Source organism: Cellulomonas soli, assembly GCF_052036975.1.
GTDB lineage: Bacteria > Actinomycetota > Actinomycetes > Actinomycetales > Cellulomonadaceae > Cellulomonas > Cellulomonas soli_A.
Window position 1 is genome coordinate 207,985 of sequence record NZ_JBQIAR010000001.1, and the last position, 14,814, is coordinate 222,798.

The window sequence follows — 14,814 nt, forward strand, 5'->3', positions numbered from 1 at the left end:
GACGCGCGGCACGCTACGCCCGACCACCGACGCCCGCCCTGGTCAGCGGGCCCGCCGGCCGGACGTCAGCCGCGCTCGTCCTGCTCGGCCATGCGGGCGAGCATCGCGTTGTACTCGTCCATCTCGACGTCGCCCTCGCGGTCGACCTTCCGGTCGCGGCGCCGGGCGACCCGGTCGTCCTCGCGCGACCAGGCGAAGGCCACGCCGACGGCCAGGGCGAGCGTGGGCAGCTCGCCGATGCCCCAGGTGATCGCGCCGCCGGTGTGCTGGTCGTCGATCGCGGTGGCACCCCACGGGCGGCCCATCAGGCCGAACCAGTCGGCCACCAGCAGCGCCTCGCCGCTGACCAGCGCCACACCGAAGAACGCGTGGAACGCCATGGTGGCGAACAGCAGCAGCAGGCGCTGCGGGTACCCGAGCCGCGTGGGTCCGGGGTCGATGCCGACGAGCGCGTTGGCGAACAGGTACCCGGCCGCCGAGAAGTGCACGATCATCGCCAGGTGCCCCACGGGGCTGCGCAGCGACCACTCGAAGAAGTCGGTGTAGTAGAAGAGCACCATCGACCCGGCGAAGTTGATCGCGGCGACCAGCGGGTGCGCCAGGAACGTCCCGACGTGGCTGTGCACGACCGTGAGGATCCACTCGCGGGGTCCGCGCGAGACGTCGCCGCGCAACCGGGTGGACCGCACGGGCAGGGCACGCAGGGCGAGCGTGACGGGTGCGGACAGGGCGATGAAGATCGGCACCACCATCGCCAGCACCATGTGCTGCACCATGTGCGCGCTGAACAGCACGTGCCCGTACAGCGACGGCCCGCCGGACGTCGTCCAGAAGAAGATCGCGAGTCCGGTCAGCGCGGAGACGGTCCGCAGCCACGGCCACGTGTCACCGCGGCGGCGCAGCCGGCGCACCCAGCGGACGTACACGACCATGCCGGCGACGGCCGCCGAGGCCATCAGCAGGTCCCACTTCCACTCCGTGAACCACCGCAGCACCGTCGGTTCGGGGGGCAGAGGGTGCCCGGTGATCTGGTAGGCGGGGCTCTGGTCGAGCGGCACGTCGTCGGGCACGGGTGGGGCGGTGGAGCCGAGCGCGACGGCGACCCCGGACACGGCGCCCATGACGGCGAGCTCCACGAGCACGAGCCGCCAGAACAGCGTCCCGCCGGCACGGCGCACCGCGGCGGCTCCCGCACCGGTCTGGTTCCCGCCGGCCAACCGGGGCACCACGGACCGCCGGTGCCACAGCCCGAGCAGCCCGAGAGCGCCGAACAGTGCGGCCTTGACCAGCAGCAGCACCCCGTACCGGGTGGTCAGGCCGTCCCAGCCGCCCAGCCGCAGCGTCCCGTTGACGATGCCGGAGGCGCCGACGCCCACGAAGCACCACCCGGCGATGACCGAGTACCGCGCGACGGAGGCCGACAGGTCCGTGCCGAGCCGCCCGACGAGCACCGCGAGCGCGGCCAGCGCCCCGACCCAGATCGCGACGGAGACCAGGTGCAGCACCATCGACGACGTCGCCAGGTCGTGCCCGGCGGCCCCGGCCGCGTGACCCGTCTGACCCTGCTGCCACAGGGCGACCAGCACCAGTGCACCGGTCCAGGCGGCGCCGGTCGGGGTCGCCACGACGAACGCGAGCACGGTCGCGACGGCCGCGAGCGTGGTGATGCCCAGCAGTGTGCGGCCCAGGTCGACCTGCGTGACGAACAGCCCGAGCTCGTCGCCGAACGTCGCCGAGTCGAGCGGGCGTCCGGCGACGGAGGCGTACGTGAGCACCAGGTGCAGCACGGACAGCAAGGTCCAGGCGATGCCGGCGGCACCGGCCACGACGGTCGCGCGCGGGTAGGCGCTGCCGTCGGCCACCGGCCCGGAGCCGCGCGGTGTGGGGTCGGTGCGGCGGGGCAGCACGCAGGCCGCGAGGACCAGCGCCCCGAGGGTGAGCGCACCGGCGAGCTCGGTCAGGGTGGTCGTGGCGGGCAGCCCCCAGCGCACGATCGCGCCGGGGTCGCGCAGCAGGGTCGGCAGCGCCGCACCGCTGAACGTGATGCCGGCGGTCACCGCGAGCAGTGCGGCGGTGACGAGGACGACCAGGCGCCACGGCCCTGCGGGGCGCGTCGGGGTCTCCATCCCGCCAGCGTAGGTGGCTGTCGGGGTGTGGCCGGGCGGCAACGGGCAGCCGTCGCTCCCAGTCGATTCCCAGGCAACCCGGGGACAGTTGCCGGGACGCGCAAGGGACCAAGGTCTAGCGTCTGACCTGCACGGCTCGCGGAGGCCCGACACGGAGGTGGACATGTCCCGGACGACGGTGGAGACCCACGAACCCTGCGCCGGGTGCCTCAGCCGACGCGACGTCCTCGTCCGTGGCGGCATGGCCACCATGGGGGTGGCCGCGGTCGGCGTCCTCGCCGCGTGCGGCGCCGGTTCCGACGGCACCGACGGCACCGGTGACGGCACCGTCGCCACCCCGGACGCGTCCGGCGCCCTCGCGCAGGTGTCCGACATCCCCGTCGGCGGCGCACTGTCGGCCACCGCCGTCGACGGCAGCCCGATCATCCTGGTGCAACCCACCGAGGGCACCGTCGTCGCCGTGTCCGCCGTGTGCACCCACCAGGGCTGCACGGTCGCCGTCGACGGCGATCAGCTGTCGTGCCCGTGCCACGGCTCCGTCTTCACGTTCGAGGGCGCCAACGTCTCCGGCCCGGCGGAGACCCCGCTCCCGTCGTTCGCCGTGCACGTCTCCGAGGGTGCGGTGCTGGAGGGATCCGCATGACCGCCCACCCGGACCCCGCCGCCGCACTCGACCCGACCGACGCGGCAGCCCCCGTCCACGTCGCGTGGGTGCTGCGGTCCCTGATCGCGCTGTGCGTGGCCACCTCCGGGGTCGTCCACCTGTCCCTGTGGTGGGACGGCATGCGGAACGTCGACGTCGTGGGGCCCGCGTTCCTCGTCAACGGCATCGGTGGTCTGGTGCTCGCCGTGCTGCTGTTCGCGTGGACGTCGATCTGGCCTCTGCTCGGCTCCGTCGCGTTCGGGCTGACCACCTTCGGGGCGTTCGTCGTGGCCACCAGCCCGGTCGGCCTGTTCGGCGTGCACTCGCGGTGGCAGGGCGCACCCGAGTGGCTGTCGGCGATCACCGAGGTCGCAGCGGTGCTGCTGGCCTTCGCAGCGATCTGGCGCGAACGACCCCGCCGCGCCTGAACGCCCGCCACGCCTGGACGTCAGGCCGGCGAGCCCCGGCCGGTGTCCCCCAGCTGCGCCGCGAGCGCCGCGTGCACCGCCAACGGCCCACCCTGCAGGGCGACCTGCAGCTGACCGGACTGACGCACCACCATGACCACACCGGGCAGCGCACCCAGTGCGGCGTCGTCCGCGACGGTGTCGTCGCGCAGCACGAACCGCAGGCGCGCCCAGCAGTGCGTGAGGCGCTCGACGTTCGCCGGCCCACCCACCAGGCGCAGCACCTGGGCGGCCAGCACGTCGACGGCGGGGACCTCAGCCATCTGCCCGCTCCCCCGCCTCGGCCAGAGCCGTGGCCGTCAGCCGTGCCACGTGCAACGTCAGGTAGATGACCTCCTCCGCGCCGACGTCCCAGCCGAACCTCTGCCCGAGCAGGTCGGCGATCTGCTGCCCGCACGCGTACTCGCGCGGCTGGGCGGCACGGACGGCCTCGTGCAGGCTGTCGGCCACGGCGGGCAGCTGACGACCCTGCTGCTCACGGCGGAACAGGTAGCGCAGGTGCGTGACGAACCGTGCGACGACGGGTGAGCGCTCGTCGATCTGCACGTCGTACTCGGTGCAGATGATCGCCAGCGTCTCGGTGAGGACCTCGGTCATCCGCATCGTCACGTCGAGGTCGGCGGCCGAGCCGAACTGCGCGTTGACGAAGTGCAGCGCGAGCGGCACGGCCTCGATGGCCGGCAGCCGCACACCGGTGCGCCGCTCGATGATCGCCAGGGCCTCCCGGCTGAACGCGACCTCGTTCGGGTAGAGGTTCTCGACCTCCCACCGCAGCGGGTAGTCGATCTGGGTGGCGCCCTCCCGTTCGCGGCGCAGCGCGAAGCTCACGTGGTCGGCCAGGGGCACGAGGATGTGGTCGGTCACGTGGTCGCCGAGCACGCGGCGGGCCTCGCGGACGATCTCCTCGGTGGTCTCGATGTCCGCGCGCGGGATCTCCTGCACGAACGCCGCGATCCGCTCGGCGGTGGTCGACCCGTCGGGCACGAACGTGCGCTCCACGAGCGCGTCGTCGACGACGTCACCGGGCTTGGCCTGGAACCCGACGCCGCGCCCGAGCAGCACGAGCTCGGTGCCCGAGTCGTCGACCCCGAGCACCACGGAGTTGTTGAAGACCTTGAGGACCTTCATGGGTGCCGCTCCTCCTTCGCAGCCGGCGCTTCTGATGATGACTGCTCCCCGCCCGACGTGTCGCCTGGCGGGGAGCAGCTCGTCTCGTCGAGCCCGGGTCAGTCGGGCAGGGCGTTGCCTGCGATGAGCGTCTGGTACCAGGCGAAGCTGTCCTTGCGGTACCGGGCCAGGTCCTTGAGGTCGTCGTCGTCGCGGTTCACGTAGACGAAGCCGTACCGCTTGGCGATGCCCTGGTGCGTGGACACCAGGTCGATCGCGGACCACGGGCAGTACCCGAGCACGTCGACGCCGTCGCCGATCGCCGCCTGGATCTGCGCGATGTGGTCGCGCAGGTAGTCGATCCGGTACTGGTCGTGCACGGTGCCGTCGGGCTCGAGCTGGTCGAACGCGCCCAGGCCGTTCTCGGTGACGAGCAGCGGCAGGTGGTACCGGTCGTAGATCGCCCGGAACGTCATGCGGAAGCCGACGGGGTCGATCTCCCACCCGAAGGCGTTCTTCGGCAGGAAGGGGTTGTCGACCGCCCGGTAGAACCCGGGGTCGTCGAACGCGATCTGCTGGTCGCCCCCGCTGCCGCCCTGCGCGGTGCGGTCCTCGTCGGACAGGGGCGCGGCGACGGTGTGGGTCGCGTAGTAGTTGAACGCGAGGAAGTCGGGGTGCGCCGACGCCAGCACGTCCAGGTCGCCGTCCTCGACGTCGGGCGTGAGGCCCTTGGCCTCCAGGTACGCCCAGGCGGTCGCGTTGTAGCGGCCGTGCACGGCGGCGTCCAGGTAGAGCCAGTTGCGCACCGCGTTGAGGTCGTCGGCGGCGATGACGTCCTCGGGCCGGGGCGAGGCCGGGTACACGTACGCGATGTTGGGTGCCGGGCCGATCTTCGCGCCGGGGACCGTGCGGTGCAGCAGCTCCATGGCCCGGGCCTGCGCCACGAGCATGTGGTGGTTCTTCTGGTAGACGTTCACGCCGGTGTTGGCGGGGCCGTCGATGATGCCGATCAGCTCACCGAACATCACCATCATGTTCTGCTCGTTGATGGTCAGCCAGTACTCGACCTTGGACCCGTACTCGCGGAACAGGATCTCGGCATAGCGCACGAACGCGTCGACCGTGCCGCGCGAACCCCACCCGCCCTTGTCGGCCAGGGCCTGCGGCAGGTCGAAGTGGTACATGGTCAGCACCGGCGTGATGCCGTGGGCCAGCAGGCCGTCGATGAGCCGGTGGTAGAACGCGATGCCGTCCGGGTTCTCGGCACCGTCGCCGTCGGGCACGATGCGCGTCCACTGCACGGAGAACCGGTACGCCTTCAGACCCAGCTCGGCGAACAGGGCGACGTCCTCGTCGACGTGGTGGTAGTGGTCCGAGGCGACCGTGTAGTCGGTGGTGCCGGGCGGGAACTGCGTGCGGGCGTCGACGATCGAGCGGCCCTTGCCGTCGGCGTCCCACCCGCCCTCCACCTGGTAGCCGGAGGTCGAGGCGCCCCAGAGGAACCCCTCGGGGAACGGTGCGGGCTGGGTGTGGTGCACGACGGGTCCTTCCTGACGTTCAGCGGGCGTGGCGCGGGTTCCGACGCGATGAACGGGTGCCGGGGGTGCGTCGACGCGCGACCCCCGGCACCCGGGCTCTCAGCCGACCAGGTCGAGCACGAGCTCCTGCGGCCGGACCTGGCCCTCGGCGACCGGCACGACCGCCGAGGCGGCACCGCGGTTGGTCACGATGAGCACGGTCATCGGGTTGAACCCGGCGGCCTTGATGCCCTCGATGTCGAACTCGGTGAGCGGCTGCCCGGACTCCACGCGGTCACCCTGCGCGACCTTCGAGGTGAAGAACCTGCCGCCCAGCTCGACCGTGTCGAGACCGACGTGCACCAGCACCTCCAGGCCCGTGTCGGTGCGGATGCCGAACGCGTGCGGCATCACGGTGACGAGCACACCCGACGCCGGCGCGTACGCCTTGCCCTCGGACGGGATGACGGCCAGGCCCTCACCCATCGCCCCGGACGAGAACACCTTGTCCGGCACGGCCGACAACGGCACGACCTCACCGGCCACGGGGGCACCGAGCGCGAGCGCCTCGGACGGGACGGCGCCACCGGCGGCACCGGCAGCAGCCGCGTCCTTGTTCGGGACGTCCTTGAAGCCGAGCGTCATGGTCAGGACGAACGCGATGAGGATCGCCAGACCCGTGCCGACCAGCTGGAGCGTGAAGTTGCCGATGTTCATCGTCGAGGTGAGCGTGATCGCCCCCGGCAGGACGAAGCCCTCGGCGGCCGAACCGCCCGACGCCGCGATCGCGCCGCCGACGGCACCACCGATGCACGCGTAGATGAACGGCTTCTTCAGGCGCAGCGTCACACCGTAGATGCCGGGCTCGGTGATGCCGGCGAGGAACGCGGAGATCGCAGCCGGGCCGGCCACACCCTTGAGGTCGCGGTTCTTGGTCTTGAGGAACACGGCGAAGATCGCACCGGCCTGCGCCAGCACCGCGGCGAACAGCGGACCGGTGAGCAGCGAGTAGCCCTGCGTGGACAGGTCCTGCACCATGACCGGCACGAAGCCCCAGTGGACGCCGAAGATGACGAACACCTGCCAGAACGCGCCCATGATCGCGCCACCGATGACCGGCGACAGACCCCAGAACCAGTTCACGCCGTTCGACAGGCCCGTGCCGACCCAGTCGGAGATCGGGCCGATGACGATGAAGGTCAGCGGGACGATCACGGCGAGCGTGACCAGCGGGGTGAAGAAGTTGCGCAGCGCGTCGGGGAACACCCGGTTCAGCAGCCGTTCGAGCTGCGACTGCGCGTAGACCGCCAGGATCGTCGGGATGACCGCGGACAGGTAGCTGACCATGATCACCGGGACACCCAGGAACGTGAGGTCCTGACCGCCGCCCGCGTAGCCCTGCAGCGTGACGGACGCGCCCTCCGCGTTGGGGATCACCGCGATGGTGGCCGAGTAGATCAGCGCGGCGGCGATCGCCACCGACGTGAACTGGTTGGCCTTGAACCGCTTGGCCGACGTGATGGCCAGCAGGATCGGCAGGAACTGGAAGATCGCGTCCGCCGCGGCGAACCAGATCGCGTACGTCGAGGTGGTCGCGAAGTCCGGGTCGGCCTTCACGACCACGGCCAGCAGGGCCTTGAGCAGACCGGAGCCGGCCAGCACCCACAGGAACGGCGTGAAGATGCTCGTGATGAGGTCGATCGCGCGAGCCAGCAGGCCGCCGGACGCGCCGCCCTCGGCGGTGACCGACGCCCGGTTGGTCAGCGACTCGTACACGTTCGCGACGGTGCTGCCGATGACGACCTGGAACTGGCCGCCCGCCTCGACGACGGTGATGACGCCGCGGGTCGCCTCGACGGCGTCCTTGTCGGCCTTGGACCGGTCGTTCAGCTGGAACCTGAGCCGGGTCGCGCAGTGCGTCACCGACTTCACGTTGCTCTCGCCGCCGACGGCCTTCAGGACGTCGTCGGCGATCTGGTCGTACTTGCTCGCGGTGGCCACGATTCCTCCTCGAATCGATGTCGTCACGCCGTCGTCCAGAAAGGAGTCGACCGCATTCGGGCAACAAAAAAACCCAAGCCCGGTCATGTGCCACGACTACGTGGAACATCTCGACCGAGCTCGGGTTTTGCCTGAACGCCAGTAACAATCCCAGACTCTGCGGGGCGCCCTAGGCGTCCGAGCGGCAACGTAGACCACATCTGCCCGGCTTGTCCAGCCCCCCTCGTGAGGAGGGTCCTCGTGCGCAGGTTCCGCACGATCATGCGGATCCTGGACACCCGTCAGGCGATTCCCGAGCTCGGACGGCGTCGTCGCAGGCCTGGGGTCCGCCGTCCACGAGGCGGCCCGCGACGTCCCGCCGAGCGACCCCGGCGACCCCGGCGGCTCGTGCGACGCCCCCGGGCGCGGGCGGCACGACCGACCCCCGTGCTGCCGACGCCACCGGCCCCCGCGGCGAGAGATCCCGGGTTGACGGCCCCGCGGAATGCGGCGTATAAACCCTTCCGAGGATTGTTACTGAGATCGATCAGGCAAGACCTGGCGCGTGCTGTGCACGCCCAGGTCTTTTTTCATGTCACCGGCCGACGGCGGCCGGGCGACGAGGGAGCGGAGCAACGGATGCCTCAACGACGAGCCACGATCGGGACGACCAGCGGGCTGCACGCCCGCCCGGCCTCGAAGTTCACCCAGGCGGTCGCCGCCACCGGCACGGACGTGCTGATCGGCCGGGACGGGCAGCCGCCCGTGACCGCCTCGAGCGTGCTCATGGTCATGGGGCTGGCCCTGCAGGGTGGCGAGGAGGTCCTGCTCAGCGTGGACGACCCCGCGGCCGAGCCCACCCTCGACGAGCTGGTCGCGCTGCTGGCCACCGACCTGGACGCGTCGTGAGCCTCACCGGGCTCGGGGTGGACGTCGCCGACGTCACCGCGACCCCCGGGACCGCGCTGCACGGGCTGGGCGTCGGTCGCGGTGTCGTCGTCGCGCCGCTGGCGGTGCTGCGTCCTGCCACGCAGGCACCCGCCGACGAGCCGCCGGCCGCGGACCGTGAGGCCGCCGCCCAGCAGGTGCTCGACGCCTTCGCGGAGGTCGCCGCCGCCCTGTCCGCGCAGGCTGCCCGCGCCACGGGTGCGCTGGCGGAGGTGCTGACCGCCACCGCCGCGATCGCCGCCGATGCGGCCGTGGCCGCCGACGCCGCCACGCGGGTGCGGGCCGGGACCGGTCCGGCCACGGCCGTCACCGAGGCCGTCGAGGGCTTCGTCACCATGTTCACCGCGGTCGGCGGGTACCTGGCTGAGCGGGTCACCGACCTGCGCTCCGTGCGCGACCGCGTCGTGGCCCGGCTGCTGGGCGTGCCGGAACCCGGGCTGGGGGCCCTGAGCGTGCCGTCCGTGGTCGCCGGCATCGACCTGGCGCCGGCCGACACCGCCGCACTCGACCTGGCGTTCGTGGTCGGGCTCGTCACCGAGGAGGGCGGCCCGACCGGGCACACCGCGATCATCGCCGGCCAGCTCGGCCTGCCCTGCCTGGTCCGCACGCCCGGCATCACCGCCGTCCCCGACGGCACGGTCGTCGCGCTGGACGCCGCCGCCGGTCAGGTGCTCGTCGACCCGCCGGCCGCCGTGCGTGCCCAGCTGCAGCAGCGCGCCGACGCCGAACGCGAGCTGGCCCGCGACACCGCGCCGGGCGCCACCGCCGACGGTCACCGCATCGACCTGCTGGCCAACATCGGCACCGCCGCCGACGCCGACCGTGCCGCCGCCACCGCCGTGGCCGGTTCGGGCCTGTTCCGCACCGAGGTGCTGTTCCTCGGCCGGCAGACCGCCCCCACGCTGACGGAGCAGACCGACGTGTACGGCTCGGTGCTGCGCGCGTTCGGTGACCGCAAGGTCGTGGTGCGCACCCTGGACGCCGGGGCCGACAAGCCGCTCGCGTTCGCCACCCAGCCTGATGAGGAGAACCCGGCGCTCGGCGTGCGCGGCTACCGCTTGGTCCGCACGCTGCCCGACCTGCTGGACACCCAGCTGGCCGCGCTCGGCGCCGTGGCGGCCGACCTGCCCGAGGGCGACCGCGACCACCTGTGGGTGATGGCGCCGATGGTCGCCACGCCCGCCGAGGCCCGCGACTTCGCCACCCGGGCCCGTGCCGCCGGCATCACCCGGGTCGGGGTGATGGTCGAGGTCCCCGCCGCCGCGCTGCGTGCCCGGGAGATCCTGGCCGAGGTGGACTTCGTCTCGTTGGGCACCAATGACCTGGCCCAGTACACGATGGCCACCGACCGCCTGCGTGGTGAGCTGGCCGACCTGCTGGACCCGTGGCAGCCCGCCGTGCTGGACCTCGTCGCGGCCACCGCCCGCGCCGGTGTCGAACTGGGCAAGCCGGTGGGGGTGTGCGGGGAGTCTGCCGCCGACCCGCTCATGGCACTGGTCCTGACCGGCCTGGGCATCACCAGCCTGTCGATGTCGGCGGGCGCCGTGCCCGCCGCGCGGTTCGCCGTCCGCCGGCACACCCTGGCGCAGTGCCAGGCGATCGCGGACGCCGCGCTCGCCGCCGGCTCCGCGGCCGAGGCCCGGGCCGCTGCGCTCGCCCTCACCGCCCCGGAGGTCCGCAGCGCGCTCACCCTGCGCTGATCAACGGGCGGCGGGTCCCTCATCAGGGGGTTCGCACGCAGGGGCGACGAGCGCCCGGAGCACTGCTACCGTGCTTCCGGGACGCCGCTGCGGTGTCCCGGTTCCGAGCAACGGGATCGTGACCGCGCCGGTGCGGGCGAGACCCAGACTCCTCATGACCACCAGGCCTGCCGACGTCGGCGTGCGCCTCGTGCGTCGGGGCGGTCTGGGTCTTTCTGCTTTTCCGGGGCACGGTCCCGGGGTACGGCACCTCCGGACGAAGGAGAGAGCAGCCATGAGCAGCACCGTCGCCCCGTTCCCCGAGGGCTTCCTGTGGGGCGGGGCCACCGCCGCCAACCAGATCGAAGGCGCCTACGCCGAGGGCGGCAAGGGTCTGTCGATCCAGGACGTCATGCCGCAGGGCCTCATGACGCCGCGCACCGAGGGTCCCACCGACGACAACCTCAAGCAGGTGGCGATCGACTTCTACCACCGGTACGCCGACGACATCGCGCTGTTCGCGGAGATGGGCTTCAAGACCTTCCGCTTCTCCATCGCATGGAGCCGGATCTTCCCGCTGGGTGACGAGGCCGAGCCGAACGAGGAGGGCCTGGCGTTCTACGACCGGGTGCTCGACGAGCTCGAGAAGCACGGCATCGAGCCGCTGGTGACGATCTCCCACTACGAGACGCCGCTGCACCTGGCCGAGCAGTACGACGGCTGGGTCAACCGTGAGCTGATCGGCTTCTACGAGCGGTACGTGCGGACGCTGTTCTCCCGGTACGGGCACCGCGTCACGTACTGGCTGACGTTCAACGAGATCAACTCCGTGCTGCACGCCCCGTTCATGTCCGGCGGCATCAACACCCCCAAGGACCAGCTCTCGCAGTCCGACCTGTACCAGGCCGTGCACCACGAGCTCGTCGCGAGCGCCCTGGCCACCAAGGTCGCCCGCGAGCTGGCGCCGTCGGCGCAGATCGGCTGCATGGTGCTGGCGATGCCGACCTACCCGCTCACGCCGAACCCGGACGACGTCATGGCGGCGCTCACCACCGACCGCAGCAACCTGGCCTTCGGCGACATCCACGTGCGCGGCGAGTACCCCGGCTACTACCTGCGGCACCTGCGCGAGGCCGGCGTCGAGCTGACCATCACCGACGAGGACCGGGCGCTGCTCAAGGAGCACACGGTCGACTTCGTGTCGTTCAGCTACTACGTCAGCATCTGCGAGACCACCGACCCGAGCCTGCGCGTCACCGGTGAGGGCAACATCTTCCCGGGCGTGAAGAACCCGACGCTGCAGGCCTCCGAGTGGGGCTGGCAGATCGACCCCGTCGGGCTGCGGTACGTGCTCAACACGTTCTGGGACCGCTGGCAGAAGCCGCTGTTCATCGTCGAGAACGGTCTTGGCGCCAAGGACCAGCTCGTCGAGGTCGACGGTGCGAAGACCGTCGTCGACGACTACCGGATCGCCTACCTCAACGACCACCTCGTGCAGGTCGGCGAGGCCATCGCCGACGGCGTCGACGTGCTCGGCTACACCACGTGGGGCTGCATCGACCTGGTCAGCGCCAGCACCGCCCAGCTGTCCAAGCGGTACGGCTTCATCTACGTCGACCGCAACGACGACGGAACGGGCACGCTCGAGCGGTACCGCAAGAAGTCGTTCGGCTGGTACCGCGACGTCATCGCCAGCCGGGGTGCGACCCTGCAGCGCTGAGCGCCCGACCCGCACTGGGCACCACGAGGGCCGGCCGCGCACCAGCGGGCCGGCCCTCGTGGTGCATCTCGCTCGCGGGAACAGCAGGTGGGCACCGGCCGTTGACCTCAGTCCCGCACTCCCCCGCACAGGAGGTTCGCATGGGTGTCCCCACCGTCGACGTCGATCCCGCCCTGCCCACCGTCCTCGCCGCACCCTCCCCCTCGTCCACCGCGCACTCCCCGGCCCTGACGCGCGACGAGGAGCTCGCCCGGCAGGTGCGCACCTACGTCGAGACGGGTGTCGCCGCGACCCTCGGCTGGTCGGCCGACGACCTGACTGCTCGGGTCGCCCCGCTGGCCGCGCTGCTCGCCCACGCCCCCGCGCCGGGCGACGACGGGGCGTGGGCCGCCCGCCCCGAGGACGCCGTGCCGTTCGTGCTCGTCCTCCCGTCGGTCGACGTCAACGCCGCCGCCCCCGCCATGCGACGCGGCGTCAAGGCCGGGGTCAGCGTCATCCCGCCCGCCGAGGCCGCCACGTACCAGCCGATCGCAGGCCTCGACGTGCCCGGCCAGCCGTACCTGCTGACGGCGATCGACACCGGATCGGACTTCTGCGGCGTCACGCCCGAAGATGCGCTGCACGCGGTCGTCGACCGCGGCCGGACCCCGCTGACCATGGCCGAGGGCGTCGCCCTCACGGTGCTGCGGCCCGACCTGCTCCGACCGAACCGCTGCTACTCCCTGGCCGGGTCACGGACGGGCACGAACCAACGGGTGCCGGCCGTGTGGATCAGCGAGCGGCGCGCCAAGCTCGGCTGGTGCTGGGACCGCAACCCGCACACCTGGCTGGGCCTGGCCTCCGCGGGCGGGCGCCTGACCCGCTGACCCCGACCCCGACGCCTTGCCAAACCCGGCCCACTCGGCGCGTGTGAACGCTCACACGCTCGCTACGCTGGCAGCCATGACCGTCGACGCCCGTGATCTCGTCCTCAACAACGGGGTCACGATCCCCCAGCTCGGCTACGGCGTGTTCCGCGTCCCGGCGGACCAGGTGCAGGCCCAGGTCGAGCACGCCGTCGCCTCGGGCTACCGGCACGTCGACACCGCGCAGGCCTACGGCAACGAGGAGGGCGTCGGCGCGGCGATCCGGGCAGTCGGCCGCGAGCGCGTGTTCGTCACCACCAAGCTGTGGAACTCCGACCAGGGCTACGAACAGGCGCTGCGCACGTTCGAGGAGAGCCGCCGGCGGCTGGGTGTCGACCAGATCGACCTCTACCTGATCCACTTCCCCGCGCCGCAGCGGATGCTGTGGGCGGAGACCTGGCGGGCGTTCGAGAAGCTGTACGCCGACGGTGCTGTGCGGGCGATCGGCGTCTCCAACTTCAAGTTCCCGTACCTGAACCGGCTGCTCCAGGTCGCCGAGGTCGTGCCGGCCGTGCACCAGATCGAGGTGCACCCCACGTACCAGCAGGCCGAGCTCGATGCGCTGAGCCGCGCGCACGGCCTGGTCGTCGAGGCGTACAGCCCACTCGGTCAGGGCACCGACCTCACCTCACCCGCCGTCACCGGCATCGCCGCCGCGCACGGTGTGGAGCCGGCGCACGTGATCCTGGCCTGGCACCTGCAGCGCGGCCGCGTCGCCCTGCCCACCTCGCAGAAGCCCGCGCGCATCGCCTCGAACATCCGGGTCGGCGACCTGATGCTCACGGCCGACGAGCTCACCGCGATCGACGGCCTCGAGGCCGGCCTGCGCACCGGCGAGGACATCGAGACCTTCAACTAGAACGCGACCCACCAGAACACGCCGAACCGGTCGACGACGTTCGCGCAGAACGGGTTCCAGTCGCACGGCCCGAGCTCGTCGAGCATGGTGCCGCCCTCGCTCAGCACGGTGACGGCGTGCCGCACGGCCTGCTCGTCACCGACGTCGAACACGTTGAAGGCCATGCGCTGCCAGGTGGTCCGGGGGCTCGTGTCGCACTCGGGGGGCGCCTCGCTCACGGCGAGGAACAGCTCGTCGTCGCGCGTGAGCTGGCAGTGGGCGTAGGCCTGCCCGGTGTCGTCCAGGATCTCGAGGGCCCGGGTCGCGCCGAACGCCTCGCAGTAGAGCGCGGCAGCCTCGAGGCTGCCCTTCACGTAGACCTGCGGGCTGATCCTCATCGACGCCTCCGGCTCGGGCACTGATGCCTGACAGCCCGGGACGGTACTCCTGACGTGCGACAACGCGGCGGCCGGTGGTGCGCGCTACGCCGCGGAGGTGTCACTGCCTCGCAGGATGCTCGCCAGCTTCTTGCCGCGCGCCAGCTCGTCGACCAGCTTGTCCATGTACCGGATCTGCCGCATGAGCGGGTCCTCGATCTCCTCGACCCGGTACCCGCAGATCAGTCCCGTGATGAGCGATGCGTTCGGGTTGAGCCCCGGGGCCTGCGCGAAGAACGCCTCGAGGTCTCGTTCGTCGGCGATCGCCTCACGCAGACCGGCGTCGTCGTAGCCGGTGAGCCAGGTGATGACCCGGTCGACCTCGTCCTGCGTGCGGTTCTTGCGCTCCACCTTCCGCACGTACAGCGGGTAGATGCTGGCGAAGCTCATGCCGAAGATCCGATGCCCTGCCATGCCCTCCCCCTCCGTGCCGCGACCGATCCGCCC

At 71.7% G+C, this 14,814-nt stretch carries 14 protein-coding genes; 7 read left to right on the plus strand and 7 right to left on the minus strand.

Going from position 1 to position 14,814, the window contains the following annotated elements:
- Positions 1-65 precede the first annotated feature (65 nt).
- On the minus strand, positions 66-2,126 hold the full coding sequence (locus tag ACTHAM_RS00955; RefSeq protein ID WP_440683832.1) for a cytochrome c oxidase assembly protein: 2,061 nt from the start codon (positions 2,124-2,126) through the stop codon (positions 66-68).
- A gap of 163 nt (positions 2,127-2,289) precedes the next feature.
- Between ACTHAM_RS00955 and ACTHAM_RS00960 the strand changes: the two genes are divergently transcribed.
- Entirely contained in the window at positions 2,290-2,769 is a 480-nt protein-coding gene (locus tag ACTHAM_RS00960) for a ubiquinol-cytochrome c reductase iron-sulfur subunit (protein ID WP_440683834.1), read from the plus strand.
- Positions 2,766-3,197, plus strand: a complete 432-nt coding sequence (locus ACTHAM_RS00965) for a hypothetical protein (protein ID WP_440683836.1) — start codon at positions 2,766-2,768, stop codon at positions 3,195-3,197. The genes ACTHAM_RS00960 and ACTHAM_RS00965 overlap by 4 nt, the downstream gene beginning before the upstream one ends.
- 20 nt (positions 3,198-3,217) lie before the next feature.
- On the opposite strand, the gene ACTHAM_RS00970 is transcribed toward ACTHAM_RS00965, so the two are convergent.
- The 4 genes from ACTHAM_RS00970 to ACTHAM_RS00985 all read right to left on the minus strand — a co-directional run bounded on the left by ACTHAM_RS00970 (position 3,218) and on the right by ACTHAM_RS00985 (position 7,861).
- Positions 3,218-3,499 carry a PTS glucose/sucrose transporter subunit IIB gene (locus tag ACTHAM_RS00970; protein ID WP_440683838.1) on the minus strand — a complete coding sequence of 94 codons (282 nt, stop codon included), beginning with the start codon at positions 3,497-3,499 and terminating at the stop codon, positions 3,218-3,220.
- A complete protein-coding gene (locus tag ACTHAM_RS00975) occupies positions 3,492-4,364 on the minus strand; it encodes a PRD domain-containing protein (RefSeq protein WP_440683840.1) in 873 nt (290 codons plus the stop codon). Before ACTHAM_RS00975 ends, ACTHAM_RS00970 begins: the two co-directional genes overlap by 8 nt.
- A 98-nt stretch (positions 4,365-4,462) precedes the next feature.
- On the minus strand, positions 4,463-5,881 hold the full coding sequence (locus ACTHAM_RS00980) for a glycoside hydrolase family 1 protein (protein WP_440683842.1): 1,419 nt from the start codon (positions 5,879-5,881) through the stop codon (positions 4,463-4,465).
- 99 nt (positions 5,882-5,980) lie between these two features.
- Positions 5,981-7,861, minus strand: coding sequence for a beta-glucoside-specific PTS transporter subunit IIABC (locus ACTHAM_RS00985; protein ID WP_440683844.1), 1,881 nt, complete (start codon positions 7,859-7,861; stop codon positions 5,981-5,983).
- A gap of 618 nt (positions 7,862-8,479) precedes the next feature.
- On the opposite strand from ACTHAM_RS00985, the gene ACTHAM_RS00990 reads away from it, so the two are divergent.
- The 5 genes from ACTHAM_RS00990 to ACTHAM_RS01010 all read left to right on the plus strand — a co-directional run bounded on the left by ACTHAM_RS00990 (position 8,480) and on the right by ACTHAM_RS01010 (position 13,951).
- A complete protein-coding gene (locus ACTHAM_RS00990) occupies positions 8,480-8,749 on the plus strand; it encodes an HPr family phosphocarrier protein (protein ID WP_440683846.1) in 270 nt (89 codons plus the stop codon).
- Positions 8,746-10,488, plus strand: coding sequence for a putative PEP-binding protein (locus tag ACTHAM_RS00995; RefSeq protein ID WP_440683848.1), 1,743 nt, complete (start codon positions 8,746-8,748; stop codon positions 10,486-10,488). Before ACTHAM_RS00990 ends, ACTHAM_RS00995 begins: the two co-directional genes overlap by 4 nt.
- A gap of 274 nt (positions 10,489-10,762) precedes the next feature.
- Positions 10,763-12,187: a glycoside hydrolase family 1 protein gene (locus ACTHAM_RS01000; protein ID WP_440683850.1), complete on the plus strand. Its 1,425-nt coding sequence runs from the start codon at positions 10,763-10,765 to the stop codon at positions 12,185-12,187.
- Positions 12,188-12,327: 140 nt separating this feature from the next.
- Positions 12,328-13,053, plus strand: a complete 726-nt coding sequence (locus tag ACTHAM_RS01005; RefSeq protein ID WP_440683852.1) for a DUF5701 family protein — start codon at positions 12,328-12,330, stop codon at positions 13,051-13,053.
- 76 nt (positions 13,054-13,129) lie between these two features.
- Entirely contained in the window at positions 13,130-13,951 is an 822-nt protein-coding gene (locus ACTHAM_RS01010; protein WP_440683854.1) for an aldo/keto reductase, read from the plus strand.
- Here ACTHAM_RS01010 and ACTHAM_RS01015 read toward each other — a convergent pair.
- Together ACTHAM_RS01015 and ACTHAM_RS01020 are read right to left on the minus strand one after the other, a co-directional pair.
- Positions 13,948-14,328: a VOC family protein gene (locus tag ACTHAM_RS01015; protein ID WP_440683856.1), complete on the minus strand. Its 381-nt coding sequence runs from the start codon at positions 14,326-14,328 to the stop codon at positions 13,948-13,950. The genes ACTHAM_RS01010 and ACTHAM_RS01015 overlap by 4 nt on opposite strands.
- A gap of 84 nt (positions 14,329-14,412) precedes the next feature.
- Positions 14,413-14,781: a DUF2200 domain-containing protein gene (locus ACTHAM_RS01020; protein WP_440683858.1), complete on the minus strand. Its 369-nt coding sequence runs from the start codon at positions 14,779-14,781 to the stop codon at positions 14,413-14,415.
- Positions 14,782-14,814 lie beyond the last annotated feature (33 nt).